Below are 17,643 nucleotides of genomic sequence, written 5' to 3'. Positions count from 1 at the left end.
CGGAATCGACTCGACTCGGGCCGCCAGACGACGGCGGCTCGGGGCACGGTCGGACAAGTTCGATCTACGGTGCCACCAGGCCCGTTCGATAGGCGATGACGACCAATTGCGCGCGGTCGCGCGCGCCGAGTTTGACCATTGCCCGGCTGACGTGGGTGCGGGCGGTCGCCGGACTGAGGAACAGTTCGGCGCCGATCTCGGCATTGCTCATGCCCTGGCCGACCAGGGCCAGCACCTCCCGCTCACGGTCGGTCAGTACCGCGAGCCGCTGTTCGGCGGCCTGGTCGGCGGCGCGGCGAGCCGTGAACTGGGCTATGAGCCGGCGAGTGATCCGGGGCGCGAGCAGAGCCTCACCGGCGGCGACCACGCGGATAGCGTGCAGCAGCTCGGCCGGACCGGCATCCTTGAGCAGAAAACCGCCGGCGCCGGCCTGCAGTCCCTCGAAGACATAGGCATCGGTGTCGTAGGTGGTCAGGATGAGGATCCGGACATCCTGCAGCCCGGTCGTCGCGGCGATCTCGCGGGTGGCCTGAATGCCGTCCATCGTCGGCATGCGGATATCCATCAGTACGACATCCGGACGCAGCGCACGAGCTTTCCGCACGGCTTCGGCGCCGTTGGCGGCCTCTCCGACGACCGTGATGTCGTCCTCGATATCGAGCAAGAGCCGAAAGCCCGACCGCACCAACTGCTCGTCGTCGACGAGCAGAACCCGGATCGGGGTGCCACCGTCCGAGTCTGCCGTACTGCTCACAGGTTCACCGTTTCCGTCGTGGCCAGGGGCAGCCGGGCCGTGACCGCGAATCCTCCGTGCGGAAGCGGGCCCGCGTCCAGATCACCTCCCAGGAGCCGGCATCGCTCACGCATACCGAGGATGCCGCGCCCGGCGGTACGCGCTGGACCTGCGAAAGATGCGGCGGGTGACTGCCGCCCGTCGTCGGTGACCCTGATGTCGACCGTGTCGGCACCGTAGTTCACCTCGACCGAGACTCGCGTCGCGCCGGCATGGCGAATCACATTGGTGATCGATTCCTGCAGTATCCGGTATATCGCGGTGCCGACCGCGCCGGGTATCTCGGGAGGCGGTGCGGGCGTGCCGAATTCGACCTCGAGCCCGGCGTCGCGGGCCGCGGCGGCGAGTTCCCGGATCTGCCCGAGACCCGGATGTGGGGCGCGGTCGTCGAGAACTCCGAGGACCGCCCGCATTTCCGACAACGCCCGAGAGCTGGTCCGCTCGATGATCTTCAGGGTCTCACGCGCTTGTTCGGGCCGTTTGTCCAGCACGTGCGCGGTGACACCGGACTGGACGTTGATGACGGCGATGGCGTGCGCGACCGTATCGTGCACTTCGCGGGCGATGCGGAGACGTTCCGCGTCGACCCGGGCGCGGGCCTCCTCCTCGCGAGTTCGTTCCGCCAGCTCGGCGCGCTCCAACGCCTGTGCCGCAATGACTTTCCGCGAGCGGACACTCTCGCCGAGCGCGGCGCTCATCACCGCGGCGCCTATCCGGAAATAGACCCAGCCGATCGCGGCCGGCGGTTGGACGTCCGATGCGGCGGGAAGCCAGATCGCGGTAAGGACGGCGATCCCCACTCCGGCCACCACCAGCGAGCGCCGCCCGTCACCGTGTGCGGTGAGGGTGTAGAGCGCTACGAACAGTGCCAGCCATCCGGGTCCGTCCGGGAAGTCGAGGGCGTAGTAGATCGCACTGGTGAGCGCGGTGACGGCGAATACCGCGACCGGATATCGGCGCCGCAGGACCAGGACGGTGCCCGCGATGATCAAGAGGAGGTAGCCGAGATATCCGAAGTCCGAGAGCGGGCGCAGCACCTCCTCGGGCCGGCCGCTGTTGCGGACGACGGTGCCCTGGACCTGCATCACGGTGATGAATACCGCCAACAGCAGATCCTGAGACCAGCCCGGCAGGCGCAGCGGTGTGACGCGGTCCGGCATGTGGCGATCATAGGAGCCCGAGGCGGCCTGGGACGTCGTGCCGAGCGCGCGACTTCGTACGTCGCGGTGCGCGGTCGGCTACGCCGAACGGCGTATTCGTCGTCGATCCCGGGCCGATGCCCGCGAGCGGGTCGCGGCGCGACGATCGTCGCGTCCGCAGCCGATTCCGAGTCCGTGCGACCCGCACGGCAGCCGGCTGCCGCTCGACCGAAAGGATTCGCGATGCCCGCACTCGATGTGTTCGCCGCGCTCTCGACCACCCGCCTCTCAGTCGTGGCCGCCGGGTACGAGGTCGGCGTCGGCCGGACCGTTCCCACCATCGCGGCCGTCCTGGGCTTGATCAGCGTGATCGCCGGTGGGGCGGCGGTCTCGGCCCGCGGCCACCGCGTCGGCACCCGCCGGTCCCGGGCCGTCACGGCGCTGGCGCTGGGAGCGGTCGCCGCGGTCGTCGGCGCCATCCACGGGGCCGATGCCGCCGGTGGTTTCGGTACCGGCAACGGGCTGGCCGGCGCGATCGCCGCGGTGGTGCTCGGGCTGGGTGGCGTGGTTCTGGGTAGCCTCTCGCTGGTGCGTGCTCGCCGCCTCGGATAACACGGCGCCGTCGGCGACCCCGAGATCGGGAATCCGGGTATTTCCCGATGGTCGGTTGTCGGGGTGACGTGCCAGTATCGAAGGCATGTACCCCTCCATGCCCGCATTCGACGCGCGTTCGGGGTTCGACGGTCGCGTGGGGTTCGAACCTCGCGCCGGTGTGGACGGTCTCGGGCCGGACGGCCGGGGCGCCGATCCGGTGCTCGAACAGCCGCGTTTGCTGCGGCGATCCGGTGGCCGGGTCGTCGGCGGGGTCGCGGGCGGTATCGCCGACCATCTGGGTGTCGACGTCTTCAAGGTGCGGATGGCGTTCGTCCTGCTGTCGGCCTTGATGGGGGCGGGGATCGTGGCCTACGGGCTGCTGTGGATCTTCACGTCCTCGGGTGCGGACGGGCCGCCGCCCACGGCGTCCGAGCGGCGGCAGGCCGTCGGGCTGGTGCTGCTCGGGCTGGCGCTGTCGGTCTCGATGGCGTGGCTGTTCAACGGGACCGCCGCGCGGGTGGTCGCGCCGATCATCGTGGTCGCCGTCGGTGCGGCGCTGGTGTGGCGCGAATTCGATGCCGAGGGGCCACGTTCCATTCTCGGCCTGCCCGCCCGGCCGACCGTGCTCACCTGGACGCGCATTCTGGCCGGGGCGACGCTGATCGTGGTCGGGCTGGGCGTGGTGGTGCTGGCCCGCATCAACCTGAGTTCGCTGGGTTCGGCACTGATCGCGGTCGCGGTCACGCTGATCGGCGTCGGACTGCTGACGGTGCCGCTGTGGTTGCGCATGATGCGCGCCCTCAATGCCGAACGCTCGGCCCGCATCCGCAACGAGGAACGCGAGGAGATCGCCTCACATCTGCACGATTCGGTGCTGCAGACCCTGGCGCTGATCCAGCGGCAGGCCGACGATCCGCAGGAGGTCGCCCGGCTGGCCCGCAGCCAGGAGCGGGAGCTGCGGAAATGGTTGTTCGAGGATTCCATGCCCGCGCAGTCGAGCCTGGCCGCCGCACTGCGCACGATCGCCGGTGAGGTGGAGGACCAGTACGGGGTGCAGGTGACTCCGGTGACCGTCGGCGACGTCTCGATGGATGTCGGCGATACCGGATTCGGCCTGCCGAAGGAACATTTCACCGCCCTGCTCGGCGCCACCCGGGAGGCGCTGGTCAACGCCGCCAAACATGCCGGTGTGCCGACCATCGACGTCTTCGCCGAGGTGGAACCGCATCAGGTCAGCATCTTCGTGCGCGATCGCGGCACCGGGTTCGATCCCGCCTCGGTACCGGCGGACCGGCAGGGCCTGGCGAAATCCATTCACGCCCGGATCGAACGCCGCGGCGGCACCGTCGAGGTTCAGACCGCACCCGGCCGCGGCACCGAGGTGCGAATCATGATGCCTCGCAAGGATTCCGAGGGCCAAGAGGAATTCGCCGCAGCCGGCGTCGACCGTGCAGAGTCCGGGGATGCCGAGTCCGCGAGTGCGGAGGGACACCGCTCCGGCACGGCGGCCGAGGCCGCCGACGCGAGCCGCGCCGGTGATTCGCACAGCGCCGCGACGACCGAACCGCGAGGGGAAACCGCGGATACCGGCCCGGGCAGGTCGCGGTAGCGGGCGGAGCGTGCGGAGATGGGGGAGGCGGGCACATCGGCAGCGGTACCGGCCCTGCCCACCGCGATGCGGTTTCCGGCACCCCGGCCACCGATGTGGTACCGATGAGGAGTTCGGCGCTGCCGCGCCCGGCAGCGGGCCGGCTCGAGGTGAGGAGAACTGTGACGATCCGGGTCTTTCTGGTCGACGACCACGCCGTGTTCCGGTCCGGGGTGCGGGCGGAGTTGAGCCGCGAAGCCGATATGGATGTCGTCGGGGAAGCGGGCACCGTGGCCGAGGCCGTGGCCGGAATCGACGCCGCGCGACCCGATGTGGTGTTGCTGGATGTGCACATGCCCGACGGCGGCGGTGTCGCGGTCCTGCAGGGCATCGACGATCGTCCGAACGGTTCGGCGTCGGGTAACGGCCCGGTATGCCTGGCGCTGAGCGTCTCCGATGCCGCCGAGGATGTGATCGCGGTGATTCGCGCGGGCGCGCGCGGTTACGTCACCAAGACCATCTCCGGTTCCGAACTGGCCGAAGGCATTCGGCGCGTCGCGGGCGGCGACGCGGTGTTCAGTCCGCGGCTGGCCGGTTTCGTGCTGGACTCGTTCACCGGGCGCTCACCGGCCCCCGAACCCCCGCTGGATCCGGAACTGGATTCGCTGACCCCGCGCGAACTGGAGGTGCTGCGCCTGCTGGCGCGCGGCTACACCTATCGCGAAATCGCCGAAACCCTGTTCATCTCGGTGAAAACCGTGGAAACCCACGCCTCCAACGTGCTGCGAAAAACCCAGCAGTCCAACCGCAATGCGCTGACTCGCTGGGCGCACCGCCGGCGCATCGACTGAGTCGCGCCTACATCGCGGCGACGAGGATCACGATCAGGATGAGCAGTCCGATCAGCAGGCCCACCGCGATCGCGAGCGGCGCCGCATTGGGCCCGAACTTCGTGAAGTCGATGTCGACGAGCTTCGATTTCCCCAATTTCGGTTGCTGCGCAACGGCACCGGCCGCGGCGACCCGCGGCGGGCGGGGCAGCGGCGCGGAATGCGGACTGCGCAGTCCGGCGGCCGAATTGCGGGCCGCCCAGGCCGGAATGGTGCCGTCCTCGGTGCGGATCGGAGCGCCGAGAATATAAGGCCCGGTGCCGGGACCGAAGGCGGCGGTGAGGATTTCCTCGCGGGCCTCGGCCATGGTGGGGCGACGCTGCGGCGCCGGTTCCATCATGTGCAGCAGCACCTGGGTGAGCGGTCCGCTGCGGGTGGGCGGAATGATCTGTGCCATCGCCGCGCGCGTGACGATGACGTCGTTGTCGTCGTCGAATCCGTACGGCGGATGTCCCTCGATCGCGGTGTAGAGCGTCGCGCCGAGGGAGAATACGTCGCTGGCCGGGCCCGGCTGAGCACCGCGCGCCACCTCCGGCGGCAGATAGGACGGGGTGCCGGTGATCACGTCTTCCGGTTCGTCGAAAGCCTCACCCGCACTGGAGATACCGAAGTCGCTGAGTTTGGCCATCCCCACCTCGGAGCCTCGATCGGCGACGAGGATGTTGCCCGGTTTGATGTCGCGATGCACGATTCCGGCGGCATGGGCGGTGGCCAGGGCGTCGGCCACCTGCGCGCCGATCTGCGCGACCTCGATGGGGGAGAGGGTGTCGGCCAGCGCGAGTGCCTTGGCGACGCTGCGCGAGGGCAGATACTCCATCACCAGCCACGGTTCGCCCGCCTCGAGCACCACGTCGTAGACGGCGATCGCGTGTTCGTGCGAGAGCTTGGCCGCGACCCGGCCCTCGTGCACGATCCGGTTGCGCACCTCGGTCGCCTCGGCCTCGCTGAGCCCGGCGGTGGTGAGCACCTGTTTGATGGCGACCTCGCGGTTGAGCAGCCGATCGGTGGCGAGCCATACCGCACCCATACCGCCGCCTCCGAGTTTGGACTGCAGGCGGTAACGGCCGGCGACGAGATAGTCGGGGCCGACGATGGGGCGGGCGCGTTCGGTCACGGCGCGAGGATAGCCGAAAACCAGGGCGACCGGCCTGCTTCGGACCGGGGTTGGCGGCGGTCACAACCCGGCGGGCGGCCCGCCGGACGGCCCCGATGAGTGGTGGGGACAACAGCCGCGACCGGTGACGGAACAGTCGCAGTGGGACTGATGTGACACCTGGGCCGGTGCGGCTTGACGGAGACCGGTCGGAAGGTTCTACTGATCATCGGATCGAACGTATATTCGATTACGATCGATAGCTGAATCGGTGCTGAATCCACTCGGTGGTGCTTCCGACGTTGTCGGGGGATGCGAGCCCCGGCGCAGGTGGGTGAGGCGGAGGAGGTGCGGTATGTAGTCGATGCCGCGGTGCGGTGCATCGAGTGCGGTGGAGTCCGTTCGGTGAGAGATAGGTGGTCGGCGAGATGGGTTCGGCTGGTGACGCGCGGGCCGTGCAGCTGGCGGAGCTGCGGCGGCGGATGGCCGCGGTTCCGGCCCGTGGGGTCGAGGTCGTGGAACGCCCGCCGACAAGCGCTGAACTGCGCAGAGAGCTTCTTCCCGTACCGCCCGCGCTGGCCGGGCTGCTGCCCGAGGGCGGGATGCCGAAGGGGGCGGTGGTGGCCTACTCGGGCGCGGGTTCGCTGCTGACCGGCCTGCTGGCCGCGGTGACCGGCGGCGGGGGCTACGCCGCGGCCGTCGGCTTGCCGCGGCTCGGATTGCTCGCCGCCGCGGAGATGGGTGCCGATCTGGGCCGGCTGGCCGTGGTGACCGAACCCGGCCCGGACCCGGTGGAGGTCGCCGCAGTGTTGCTGGATGGTCTTGATCTGGTGGTGGTCGGCCTGGCCGGTATATCGGTGCCGCCCAGCCGAACTCGAATTCTCGCCGCCCGCGCCCGCAGCAAAGGGGCCACGCTCGTGGTGACCGGTGGCGCCTGGAGCGGTCCGACGCTGCGGATCGACACCCGGGTCGCGGGCTATTCGGGCCTGGGGCGTGGTCGCGGCCGGTTGCGATCGGTGCGCTTGAACGTCTGCGTGCGCGGCCGGTCCGCACCGGAGCGCACCGGCACGCTCGACCTGTGCCCGCGCGACGGCCGGGTCGAATGGCTTGTACCGGAATCGGATTCGCCGCCTACCGCGCTGTCGGCAGTGGGGGCGTGATGAAGCGACCCGGGTTCCGCGTCTTGGCGGTGTGGTGTCCGGACTGGCCGGCCGCGGCGGCGGCCGCAGTGGCCGACCTCTCACCGTTGCGACCGGTGGTGGTGCTGCACGCGAATCGGGTGGTGGCCTGTTCGGCGGTGGCTCGCGATGCGGGGGTGCGGCGCGGTCTGACCCGGCGCGAGGCGCAGGCGCGCTGCCCGGACCTCCATGTGGCGCAGGCGGATCCGGACCGCGATGCGCGTCTGTTCGAACCGGTGGCGACGGCCGTGGACGCGACGGTGCCGGGAGTGGAGGTCTTGCGTCCCGGCCTGCTGGTACTCGCCGCCCGCGGCGCCGCTCGTTACTTCGGGTCCGAGGAGGAGGCCGCCGAACGCCTGGTCGACGCGGTCGCCGCACTCGGTGTGGAATGCCGGATCGGCATCGCCGACGAACTGTCGGCCGCGGTGACAGCCGCGCGCCGGGCGCAGATCGTCGCGCCGGGCGCCGCCGCGAATTTCCTGGCGCCGCTGCCGGTGGGGGAACTGGCCGTGGAGCCGAGCCTGGCTCCACCGGAGCGTGCCGAACTGGTGGATCTGTTGCACCGCTTGGGTTTACGCCGAATCGGCGATTTCGCGGCCCTCACGCCCGCCGAGGTCGCCTCCCGGTTCGGCGCCGACGCGATCCGGGCGCACCGGTGTGCCCGTGCCGAACCGGAGCGCCCGCCCTCGGCGGCCCCGCCCGCCCCGGACCTGATGGTGGAGTACCGGTGCGATCCGCCGATCGAGCGGGTCGATGCCGCCGCCTTCGCCGGTCGCATGCTCGCCACCCGGCTGCACGAACGCCTGGCGGCGGCCTCGGTGGCCTGCACCCGGCTGGCGGTCCACGCCGAAACCGCGGCCGGGGAACAGCTGTCGAGAATCTGGCGCTGTGCCCAGCCGCTCACTCCGGAGACCACCGCGGACCGGGTGCGCTGGCAGCTGGACGGCTGGCTCACCCATCGCGCCCTGACCAACGGAAAACGCGGGCGGACGGGCGATTCCGAACCGCCACCGTCCGCTCCGATCACGCTGCTGCGCCTGGAGCCGGTCGAGGTGGTTGCGGCCGGTGCGCTGCAGCTCGGGCTCTGGGGCGGGGTCGGCGAGGAGGATCAGCGCGCCCGCCGCGCCCTGACCCGGGTGCAGGGTCTGCTGGGCGGTGAGGCGGTGCGGATCGGTGTCCTCAGCGGCGGCCGCGGTCCCGTCGAACGCGTCACCTTGATCACCTTCGGTGAGGAAGCGGTTCCCGCCGCCGATCCCGGCCTGCCGTGGCCGGGCCGGCTGCCGCAACCGGCTCCCGCGGTGGTGCTGGTCAACCATCCCGAGGTCCGGCTGGAGTCCGGCGACGGCAGCCCGATCTGGCTCACCGACCGCGGCATGTTCACCGCCGAACCGGCCGAATTGCACTGGGGCAGCAAGTCGTGGCGGGTCGCGGGCTGGGCCGGTCCCTGGCTGCTGGACGAACGCTGGTGGGCCACCGGCGATTCCGGAGGCGCCGTCCGCACGCAGATCCTGCTCGACACGGAGGAGCGTGCTCTACTGTTGCTCGGCTACGACCACATCTGGCACGTGGAGGGACTCTACGAATAGCGCCGGCGCCGCCGATGCCCCTGGGCGCGGGCTATGGAACACCCCACAGGCTGCGGCGACGGCGCCCGCGGCGACGTACCCTGGCTGATCGTGGAGTCGAACGTCATCCGGGTGCCCCTGGCGGGGGTGCAGATCGCCTATCGGGATTCGGGCAGCGCGCCGACGCCGCATCCGCTCTCGGAGGTCCCGGTGGTGCTGGTGCACGGGATGGGTGGCGACGGCCACACCTGGGATCGCTTCGCCACCGCGCTGATCCGATCCGGACGCCGGGTGATCATTCCCGATCTGCGCGGACACGGCCGCAGCGAACACACCGCCTCCTACCGGTTCGAGGATTTCGGCACGGATCTGCTGCGCCTGTGCGATCGGCTGGAACTGGCCACCGTCGATCTGGTCGGGCATTCGCTCGGCGGATACGCCTGCTCGTGGGTGGCCATCGAACGGCCGGCCCTGGTCCGGCGGCTGGTTCTCGAGGAACAGCCGCTGCCGCTGCGTTCCGGTGACGAACAACTCACTCTCACCCGGCGGCTGCCGTCCGTGCCGGAACTGTGGCATGCCACCACCAGTCTGCTGCGTCATCCGCGTGCGGTTCTGGCCTTCGACCGGTCGATGACCACTCCGGCGCTCGAGCAGTTCCGCAAACCGCATCCGGAATGGTGGGAGCGGCTGGCGGATATCACCGCAGCCACGGTGTTGTTGCGCGGCGGTCCCGGCGGCATGGTCGATCCGGAGAAGTTGGAGATCTTCCGCGCCAGCGTCCCGGACTGCCGGGTCGAGGCCTTCACCTGCGGGCACAGCATCCACCGCGACCGGTATCGGGAGTTCGCTTCGGTGGTGCTGCCGTTCCTGGAGCGCTGAACGTGGGGGCCGATTCCCGTTCCGCACCACCCACCTCGCAGGCGCCCGCGAGCAATTTCGACGGGCTGCCGTGTTCGGCGGCAGCGGCCGATATTCCCCTGCCGGGCAGCGCGACCCGGGTGAGCGGCTGGCTGTGCATCGAACAACCCGGCGCCTGGGGCCGCGATGTGATCGGCGATGCGGTCCTCGGTGCCGAGCTCACCGCCGAACTGGCCGCCCGCACCAAGGCCGCGCGCGTCCGTCCCACCCTCATCCGGCGTCCCGGTCGCGGCGAATTCACCGGTGTGCGAACGGTTCTGCTCGCCGCCTCCCGGCCACAGAATTCGTGGTGCGAACGTCTGACCGTCACCGGTCTGGAACAACTTCTCGATATCGATCTGCACGTGCTGAACGGTCCCGCGCCGGGAATCGGTGAACGCGTGACCGATCCGCTGACCCTGGTGTGCGCACACGGTAAGCGCGATCAGTGTTGCGCCCGGCTGGGACGTCCGATCGCGGCCCGGCTGGCGGCCGAATATCCGGATCAGGTCTGGGAGTGCTCGCATACCGGCGGGCACCGGTTCGCGCCCGCCATGGTGATCCTGCCCGAGGGGTTGACCTACGGCCGGGTCGACGGCGAGGACGCGGTCCGAGCGGTGGCGCAGGTGCGGCGTAACCACCTGTCGCTGAAGGGGTTTCGTGGGCGAAGCGGCCTGTCGCCGGTCGAGCAGGTGGCGGAGATCGCGGTGCGGGAACGGGTGCCGGCCGCCCTCGACCAGTTGACGGTGACGGCTGTCGAGCCGAACATCCCGATCTCGGATCCGGCGACCTTCGCCGGCGCCGCCGAGGTGACCCATACCGACGGCCGCCGGTGGCTGGTCACCACGCGAACCGTCGGCTATCCGCCCCGCCAGGCGAGCTGCGGCGCCGCCCCGAAACCGGCGTCGGCGATCGTCGTGGACGAAATCCACGAGACCACGTGACATTTCGCCGCGGGTGACCGGCGGCGGGAGCGAGGCAACGGAGCGACGCGGGTGGAGGCTGCAGCCGCGTCTACCAGTAGGTGCCGGGAACCAACCGGGCGGCGCGGCGCAGTGTCGAGCGGGTAACCCGCTCCGCCGCCGACGGCTTGCGCTGTGGTTTCGCCTGCAGCGCGGGCACTTCCGACTCCGGTTCGTCCTCGACCGGCAGTTCGCCCTTGGCGGCGGGGGAGTCCGGCAGCGCCCGGTAGTACCGGTGCATGACCCGATCCTTGATTCCTGGTGCGAACAGCGTCCCGTATTCGGCCAGGGTGCCCACCGGCACATCGATGCGCCGCGGCCGCTCGCTCAGCGCGCGCACGATGGTGGCCGCCGCCCATTCGGGAGATTCCGACGGGCCCTGTTTACCGCTGGGCGCGATCATCGGCGTCCGCACCAGCGGCATGTGGATGGTTGTGAAAGTGATGTTGTCGGAGAGCATCTCGGCCGCCGTGACCTCCGCGAACTTGTCCAGGGCGGCCTTACTGGCGAGATAGGCGGCGAACCGCGGTGTGGCGACCTGAACACCCGCGCTCGAGATGTTCACGATGTGGCCGAATTTGCGCTCCCGCATCTGGGGCAGCAGTGCCAGCGTCATCCGCACCGCACCGAAGTAGTTGACCGCCATGGTCCGTTCGAAGTCGTGCAGCCGGTCGGTGGATCGGTGCACGGCGCGCCGGATGGAGCGGCCGGCATTGTTGACCAGCATGTCGACGTGGCCGTGGGTGTCGAGAATCGACTTCACGGTCCGGTCCACCGAGTCGGAATCGGTGACGTCGCACTGGTAGGCGTAGGCCCGCCCGCCCGCGGCGGTGATCTCCTCGACCACGGCGTTCAGTTCTTCGCCACGCCGTGCCAGCAGCAGCACCACGGCCCCCTTGGCGGCGACCGCAGTCGCCGCCGCCCGCCCGATACCGGAGGAGGCGCCCGTGATGACGACATGTTTACCGGCGAGATCCCGGCGTGCCCGCCGACGGGCCAGATAGCCGTGTTCGGCCGCGTGGTTATCCGACATCGCTGCTCCCTTGCAGGTCGATTTCCTCCGAACTTACTCCAAAGTAAGTTCCGCTGCCAAGGGGGCTGCGCACATCGGCGCGGGGGAGCCGGGTAGGTCGCGAGGACTACATCGGCCCCGTACCGGTCATTCCGACGGGCGATGCCGGCCCGGCGCTCCCGCGTCATGCTGGGTGTTCGGATATCGGTGCGGGAGGAGACGACGGTGAGTCTGTGGACAGCGTTGCGCCGGCGAAGGGCGGCCAGGGACGAGAAGGCCGGGGCCGACGCCCGGGCGAAGGTGATCGCAGCGGGGGCATCCGAAGGAGAGGCCGCCGCCGCGGCGGAACAGGCGGTCCGGCGTGCGCGGCGCCGGCGTCGCGCCCTGTACACCGGCGGATGAGCGGGCTCAGGGGTGAGCCCCGCGGCGCGCGTACTCGCCGGCGCGGACTCCAGGACAGACATGGGGTCCCTTTCCTTCCCGCCGTCGATTCGCCCAGTGACATTAGGGCGAGCCGATATTCGCGAAGAAGATTCGAATCAGCGAGATTCCAGCGGCGGCCTGTTCTGCCCCTAGGGCCGACCGCTTCCCTGGTCAGCCCGCGACAGTGGATGCCCGGGGCGCAGCCGCCGCCAGCCGTACCAGCGCGTCGTACGCGGTCGTGCCGGGTTCGGCGCTGTAGGCCACCAACCGCTGCCCCGGCACATTCGGAACGGCCAGCACCACGTAGTCGAGCGTGAAGGCGCCGACGAGTGGGTGGTACAGCCGTTTGTGCCCGCTGACCTTGTGCCGCAGTTCGTGATCGACCCACAGTTCCCGGAAAGGAGCGCTCCGGGCGTGCAGGTCGGCCACCAGCCGGCGCAGCGTCGGATCGTCCGGCCGCCGACCGGTGGCCGCACGCAGATGTGCCACCGAGTCGGCGGCTATCTCGTCCCAGTCCGAAAAGCGTTGCCTCGCCTCAGGGTCGGTGAAGACATAGCGGACGTTGTTCGGATGGCCGGAGCCCTCGACCAGGTGGCCGAAGAGCGCGGCGGCGCCGGCATTCCATGCGAGAACGTCGCTGTAGCGGTCGATCACATACGCGGCCGTCGGCTCCGACAGCAGCTCCAGCATCCGGCGGGCGCCGAGCGACAGTTCGCCCGGCTCGGCCGGCTGCAGCCGCACATCGCCGCCGAGCGCGAACAGATGCTCGCGCTCGTCGGCGGACAGCCGCAGCGCATTCGCCAGCGCGGCAAGCACACTCGGTGACGGATGCGGGGCACGCCCCTGCTCCAGCCGCGTGTAGTAGCCCGGGCTGACCCCCGCGAGCCGGGCCAGCTCCGCGCGGCGCAGCCCTGCCGTGCGCCGCACGCCCTCGACGCGGATACCGACCGCCTCGGGCGCGAGCGCGGTCCGGCGCGAGCGCAGGAACGAAGCCAACTCGCTCGCCTGTGTGTCTGCCACCGTTCCTCCTACCATCACGCCTCGCTCAGGGTAGCCCTGACAGGTGCACCCTCGGCCCTTGTCGGGCGGTCGCCCCGGGATCGATGCTGACGACGTGAGCACACCTGTCACCCAGCCGATTTCCGGCATCGAGATCACCGAGGCGCCCGGGCGGGCCCGGTGGACGCTGTTCGCGGCCTCCTTCGGATTCCTGATGGTCAGCCTGGACGCCACCATCGTGAACGTCGCGCTGCCCACGCTCGGGCACCGGCTCGATGCCGGCCTGAGTCAGCTGCAGTGGGTGGTGGACGGCTACACGCTGGTATTCGCCGCCTTCCAGCTGATCGGCGGCACGCTGTCCGATCGGATCGGGGCGCGGCGGGCGTTCGTCGCGGGTCTCACGGTGTTCGTCGCGGCTTCGCTGGCCTGCGGGCTGGCGACGACGCCGGCGATGTTGATCGCCGCCCGGTTCGCGCAGGGCCTCGGAGCCGCGATCCAGCTGCCGGCCTCGTTGGCGATGGTCCGGCACGCCTATGCCGACCCCGGGCGGCGCGCGCGGGCGGTCGGGCTGTGGGCAGCGGCCGGCGGGGCGGCGGTGGCAGCCGGACCGGTGATCGGCGGCGTATTGCTGGCGACGCTCGGCTGGCGGTCGCTGTTCCTGGTCAATCTGGTGATCGGCGCCTGCGGACTGCTGGCCACCACCCGGTCGGCGGCGACGCCCGCGAGCACCGGCCGTGGCATGGATCCGGTCGGACAGCTCACCGTGGTTGTGGTGCTGTGCGGTTCGACCCACGGCTTGATCGAGGGTGGCCACCGGGGCTGGAGCTCGGCGCCGGTGCTGACCGGATTGATCGCGGCGGCGGCCGGTGCGGTCTTCTTCGTCCGGTGGGAGCGCCGGGTGGCGGACCCGATGTTGCCGTTGGATCTGTTCGCGCACCCGGCCTTCTCGGCCGCCTCGGTCGTCGGCTTCGTGCAGAACTTCGCCTACTACGGCATCGTCTTCCTGCTGTCGCTGTTTCTGCAGGAGCAGCGCGGTGATTCGGCGCTGGTGACCGGGCTGGTATTCCTGCCGATGAGCCTGGCCGCGCTGACCGCGAATCTGCTCGGAGGCCGGATCACCGCCGCGGTCGGCCCGCGCTCGCCGATCGTCGGTGGGCAGCTCGCCTTCGCGGGTGGTCTGCTGCTGCTCGTTCTGGCCGGTGCGGATGCTCCGCTGTGGATGATCTGGGTGGCGACCGTCCCGGTCGGCTTCGGTGCGGGAACGGTCGTGCCGGCGATGACCAGTGCGGTGCTGGAGAGCGTGCCGGCCGCCCGGGCAGGGGTGGCGTCCGCGCAGCTCAACACGGCGCGGCAGGTCGGCGGCGCGGTCGGGGTCGCGGTATTCGGCACGCTGGTGGCCGGTGACTTCCTCGGCGGCCTGCGGACGTCGCTGGTGATCGCCGTCCTCGCACTGCTCGCCGCCGCGGTGGTCGGCGGGATATTCGTCCGGACCCGCTGATCGCAGCGGGGCCGCCTTCCGAACGTTGCGCCCACGAGTTAGCATCGGTATCGAATATACGTTCGAATCTACGAAGGTGCGTGCCGATATGGGCTGGGGAAACGGCCCGCCCACCTGGGCGGAAATGGAGCGGGTGCTCTCCGGTCTGCCTGGGCGCGGGGCCGCCCCGCCCCGTGACGGCGGAGACAGCCCGGCGTGGTCGCATACACGCGGCGAATACCGGGCGGGGTCGCGGCCGGAGCCGAGCGGTCCGCTGGTGCCGTATGCGGAATTGCATACGCATTCGGCCTACAGCTTTCTCGACGGCGCCTGCCAACCCGAGGAGTTGGTGGAGGAGGCGGTGCGCCTGGGGCTCGAGGCCCTGGCGCTCACCGATCACAACGGCTTCTACGGGGTGGTGCGTTTCGCCGAGGCCGCCGCCGAATGGGGGCTGCCGACGGTGTTCGGCGCCGAATTGTCGCTGGGTGAAATTCGCGACGCGACAACGATATTCGGCTCCGCTCCGATGGACGATTCGCAACCGCGCACGGGGGAACCGGACCCGTCCGGGCCGCATCTGCTGGTGCTGGCGCGCGGGCAGGAGGGATATCGGCGGCTGTCGCGGGAGATGTCGGCGGCACATATGGTGGCCGGTGAGAAGGGAATCCTGCGCTACGACCTGGACCGGCTCGCCGCCGCCGCCGACGGGCACTGGCATATTCTCACCGGCTGCCGCAAAGGTCATGTGCGCCGGGCGCTGGAGCGGGGTGACGCCGAGGCGGAGGCGGCGCTGCGCCGGCTGATGGATCTGTTCGGCCGCGACCGGGTGAGCGTCGAACTCACCCACCACGGAGTGCCCGACGACGACGAACGCAATGCCCGGTTGATCGCCCTCGCCACCCGGTTGGACGTGCCGGTGATCGCCACGACCGCAGCGCATTTCGCCACCCCGGCGCAGGGGCGCCGGGCGATGGCGCTGGCGGCCATCCGGGCACGGTGCAGTCTGGACGACATCGACGGCTGGCTGCCGCCCACCGGTGGCGCGCATCTGCGCTCGGGTGCGGAAATGGCCCGGCTCTTCGCCGAATACCCGCAGGCGGTGGCCGGGGCGGTCGATCTGGCTCGCGCATGCGCCTTCGATCTGCGCTTGATCGCCCCCGAATTACCGCCGTTCGACGTGCCGCCCGGCCACGACGAGAATTCCTGGCTGTGGGAACTCACCCTCGCCGGAGCGCGCGATCGTTACGGCCCGCCGGAGGGGAATCCCAAGGCGTACCGGCAGATCGAACACGAACTACGGATTATCACCGAACTGAATTTCCCCGGCTACTTCCTGGTCGTGCACGATATCGTCCACTTCTGCAAGCAGAACGACATCCTGTGCCAGGGCCGGGGGTCGGCGGCCAATTCCGCGGTCTGCTACGCGATCGGCATCACCAATGTGGATCCGGTCGCCAACGATCTGCTGTTCGAACGTTTCCTGGCGCCCGAACGTGACGGCCCGCCCGATATCGATCTCGATATCGAATCCGATCGCCGGGAGGAGGCGATCCAGCACGTCTACCGGAAGTACGGTCGCGAATACGCCGCCCAGGTGGCCAATGTGATCACCTATCGCGGCAAGTCCGCGGTGCGCGATGCTGCTCGCGCGCTGGGTTTCTCGCCCGGCCAGCAGGACGCGTTCAGTAAACAGGTGAGCCGATGGACCGGGGTGGCATCCGAAACGCATACCGATATTCCGGACCGGGTCCTGGAACTGGCGGGTGAGATCGAGGGCCTGCCGCGACATCTCGGTATTCATTCCGGCGGCATGGTGATCTGTGATCGGCCGATCGCCGACGTCTGCCCGGTGGAGTGGGCGCGCATGCCCGGGCGCAGTGTGCTGCAGTGGGACAAGGACGATTGTGCCGCAGCGGGTCTGGTGAAATTCGATCTGCTCGGTCTGGGCATGCTCTCGGCCCTGCACTACATGATCGATCTGGTGCGCGAGCACAAAGGTGAGGTCGTGGAATTGCACGCCCTCGATCTCACCGAATCCGCCGTCTACGAGATGCTGGCGCGCGCGGATTCGGTGGGAGTGTTCCAGGTCGAGTCGCGCGCCCAGATGGCGACACTGCCGCGGCTGCGCCCGCGTGCCTTCTACGATCTCGTCGTGGAGGTCGCGCTGATCCGGCCCGGCCCCATTCAGGGCGGTTCGGTGCATCCCTATATCCGCCGGCGCAACGGCCGGGAGGAGGTGACGCTCGACCATCCGGCGCTCGAGAGTTCGCTGGCCCGCACCCTCGGAATTCCGCTGTTCCAGGAACAACTCATGCAGATGGCGATCGATATCGCGGGTTTCACCGCCGCCGAGGCGGACCAGTTGCGCCGCGCGATGGGATCGAAACGGTCACCGCAGCGCATGGAGCGGCTGCGCGGCCGCTTCTATCAGGGCATGCGTGATCTGCACGGAATCACCGGAGAGCTGGCCGATCGCATCTACGAGAAGATCTACGCCTTCGCGAATTTCGGTTTCCCGGAAAGTCATTCGCAGAGTTTCGCCGCGCTGGTGTTCTATTCGGCCTGGTTCAAACTGCATCATCCCGCGGCGTTCTGCGCGGGGCTGCTGAACGCGCAGCCGATGGGTTTCTACTCTCCGCAGTCGCTGGTGGCCGACGCCCGCCGGCACGGGGTGGTGGTGCACGGGCCGGATATCAATCACAGCCTGGCCGGGGCGACGCTCGAGCAGTGCGGAACCCAGGTGCGACTGGGCTTGTCCGCGGTCCGGCACATCGGTGACGACGTGGCCGAAAAGATCGTCGCCGCACGGTCTTCCGGTCCCTATCGATCGTTTCTGGATTTGACCGGGCGGGTCGAGTTGACGGTGCCGCAGGCCGAGGCCCTGGCCACCGCGGGTGCGCTCGGCAGCATCGAGTCCGCATCGGGCCACGGTCTCGACCGGCGGCCGCCATTTCCAGTTCGCTCATCCCGGGCAGCGCCGGTGCGTCGGTGACCGCCCCGGTCCCCGGCAGCCGATCCGCCCGCTCCCCCGCC

General features: G+C 69.9%; 14 protein-coding genes and 1 pseudogene. 10 read left to right on the top strand and 5 right to left on the bottom strand.

What is annotated here, in order from left to right; translation table 11 throughout:
• Positions 1–64 precede the first annotated feature (64 nt).
• The gene (locus tag A5780_RS15910) at positions 65–754 is read right to left on the bottom strand and encodes a response regulator transcription factor (RefSeq protein ID WP_064908830.1); all 690 of its coding nucleotides are present in this window, start codon (positions 752–754) and stop codon (positions 65–67) included.
• On the bottom strand, positions 751–1,953 hold the full coding sequence (locus tag A5780_RS15905; RefSeq protein WP_064901644.1) for a sensor histidine kinase: 1,203 nt from the start codon (positions 1,951–1,953) through the stop codon (positions 751–753). Before A5780_RS15905 ends, A5780_RS15910 begins: the two co-directional genes overlap by 4 nt.
• Positions 1,954–2,175: 222 nt before the next feature.
• Between A5780_RS15905 and A5780_RS15900 the strand changes: the two genes are divergently transcribed.
• From A5780_RS15900 to A5780_RS15890, 3 genes are all read left to right on the top strand, one after another.
• Positions 2,176–2,544: a DUF6223 family protein gene (locus A5780_RS15900; protein WP_064908829.1), complete on the top strand. Its 369-nt coding sequence runs from the start codon at positions 2,176–2,178 to the stop codon at positions 2,542–2,544.
• 85 nt (positions 2,545–2,629) lie between these two features.
• On the top strand, positions 2,630–4,135 hold the full coding sequence (locus A5780_RS15895; RefSeq protein ID WP_181064153.1) for an ATP-binding protein: 1,506 nt from the start codon (positions 2,630–2,632) through the stop codon (positions 4,133–4,135).
• Positions 4,136–4,302: 167 nt separating this feature from the next.
• On the top strand, positions 4,303–4,965 hold the full coding sequence (locus tag A5780_RS15890) for a response regulator transcription factor (protein WP_036498325.1): 663 nt from the start codon (positions 4,303–4,305) through the stop codon (positions 4,963–4,965).
• A 7-nt stretch (positions 4,966–4,972) separates the two neighbouring features.
• On the opposite strand, the gene A5780_RS15885 is transcribed toward A5780_RS15890, so the two are convergent.
• Entirely contained in the window at positions 4,973–6,118 is a 1,146-nt protein-coding gene (locus A5780_RS15885) for a serine/threonine-protein kinase (RefSeq protein WP_030513526.1), read from the bottom strand.
• A 407-nt stretch (positions 6,119–6,525) separates the two neighbouring features.
• Between A5780_RS15885 and A5780_RS15880 the strand changes: the two genes are divergently transcribed.
• From A5780_RS15880 to A5780_RS15865, 4 genes are all read left to right on the top strand, one after another.
• Positions 6,526–7,257, top strand: coding sequence for a hypothetical protein (locus A5780_RS15880; RefSeq protein ID WP_063012704.1), 732 nt, complete (start codon positions 6,526–6,528; stop codon positions 7,255–7,257).
• Positions 7,257–8,861, top strand: a complete 1,605-nt coding sequence (locus tag A5780_RS15875; RefSeq protein ID WP_064908840.1) for a DNA polymerase Y family protein — start codon at positions 7,257–7,259, stop codon at positions 8,859–8,861. Before A5780_RS15880 ends, A5780_RS15875 begins: the two co-directional genes overlap by 1 nt.
• A 90-nt stretch (positions 8,862–8,951) precedes the next feature.
• Entirely contained in the window at positions 8,952–9,719 is a 768-nt protein-coding gene (locus tag A5780_RS15870; RefSeq protein ID WP_063012707.1) for an alpha/beta fold hydrolase, read from the top strand.
• 65 nt (positions 9,720–9,784) lie between these two features.
• On the top strand, positions 9,785–10,681 hold the full coding sequence (locus A5780_RS15865; protein ID WP_064908839.1) for a sucrase ferredoxin: 897 nt from the start codon (positions 9,785–9,787) through the stop codon (positions 10,679–10,681).
• 70 nt (positions 10,682–10,751) lie between these two features.
• Here A5780_RS15865 and A5780_RS15860 read toward each other — a convergent pair whose 3' ends face one another.
• Complete coding sequence (locus A5780_RS15860) at positions 10,752–11,732, bottom strand: SDR family NAD(P)-dependent oxidoreductase (protein ID WP_063012671.1); 981 nt, start codon at positions 11,730–11,732, stop codon at positions 10,752–10,754.
• 204 nt (positions 11,733–11,936) lie between these two features.
• On the opposite strand from A5780_RS15860, the gene A5780_RS15855 reads away from it, so the two are divergent.
• Positions 11,937–12,113 carry a hypothetical protein gene (locus A5780_RS15855; protein ID WP_156769515.1) on the top strand — a complete coding sequence of 59 codons (177 nt, stop codon included), beginning with the start codon at positions 11,937–11,939 and terminating at the stop codon, positions 12,111–12,113.
• A 192-nt stretch (positions 12,114–12,305) separates the two neighbouring features.
• On the opposite strand, the gene A5780_RS15850 is transcribed toward A5780_RS15855, so the two are convergent.
• The gene (locus A5780_RS15850) at positions 12,306–13,154 is read right to left on the bottom strand and encodes a helix-turn-helix transcriptional regulator (protein ID WP_181068662.1); all 849 of its coding nucleotides are present in this window, start codon (positions 13,152–13,154) and stop codon (positions 12,306–12,308) included.
• A gap of 94 nt (positions 13,155–13,248) precedes the next feature.
• Between A5780_RS15850 and A5780_RS15845 the strand changes: the two genes are divergently transcribed.
• A complete protein-coding gene (locus tag A5780_RS15845; protein WP_197521764.1) occupies positions 13,249–14,631 on the top strand; it encodes an MFS transporter in 1,383 nt (460 codons plus the stop codon).
• An 88-nt stretch (positions 14,632–14,719) separates the two neighbouring features.
• Positions 14,720–17,554: pseudogene (locus A5780_RS15840) on the top strand (error-prone DNA polymerase); the annotation flags it as partial.
• Between the last annotated feature and the right edge of the window lie 89 nt (positions 17,555–17,643).

Source organism: Nocardia sp. 852002-20019_SCH5090214 (assembly GCF_001665865.1).
GTDB classification, from domain to species: Bacteria; Actinomycetota; Actinomycetes; order Mycobacteriales; family Mycobacteriaceae; genus Nocardia; species Nocardia nova.
The sequence above is the reverse complement of the archived record's forward strand: the minus strand, read 5'-3'. Positions and strand labels throughout refer to the sequence as shown.

Coding starts and splice junctions, on each gene's coding strand:
- A5780_RS15905 (WP_064901644.1), bottom strand. CDS start 1,953: ATGCCGGACCGCGTCACACCGCTGCGCCTGCCGGGCTGGTCTCAGGAT.
- A5780_RS15900 (WP_064908829.1), top strand. CDS start 2,176: ATGCCCGCACTCGATGTGTTCGCCGCGCTCTCGACCACCCGCCTCTCA.
- A5780_RS15895 (WP_181064153.1), top strand. CDS start 2,630: ATGTACCCCTCCATGCCCGCATTCGACGCGCGTTCGGGGTTCGACGGT.
- A5780_RS15880 (WP_063012704.1), top strand. CDS start 6,526: ATGGGTTCGGCTGGTGACGCGCGGGCCGTGCAGCTGGCGGAGCTGCGG.
- A5780_RS15875 (WP_064908840.1), top strand. CDS start 7,257: ATGAAGCGACCCGGGTTCCGCGTCTTGGCGGTGTGGTGTCCGGACTGG.
- A5780_RS15860 (WP_063012671.1), bottom strand. CDS start 11,732: ATGTCGGATAACCACGCGGCCGAACACGGCTATCTGGCCCGTCGGCGG.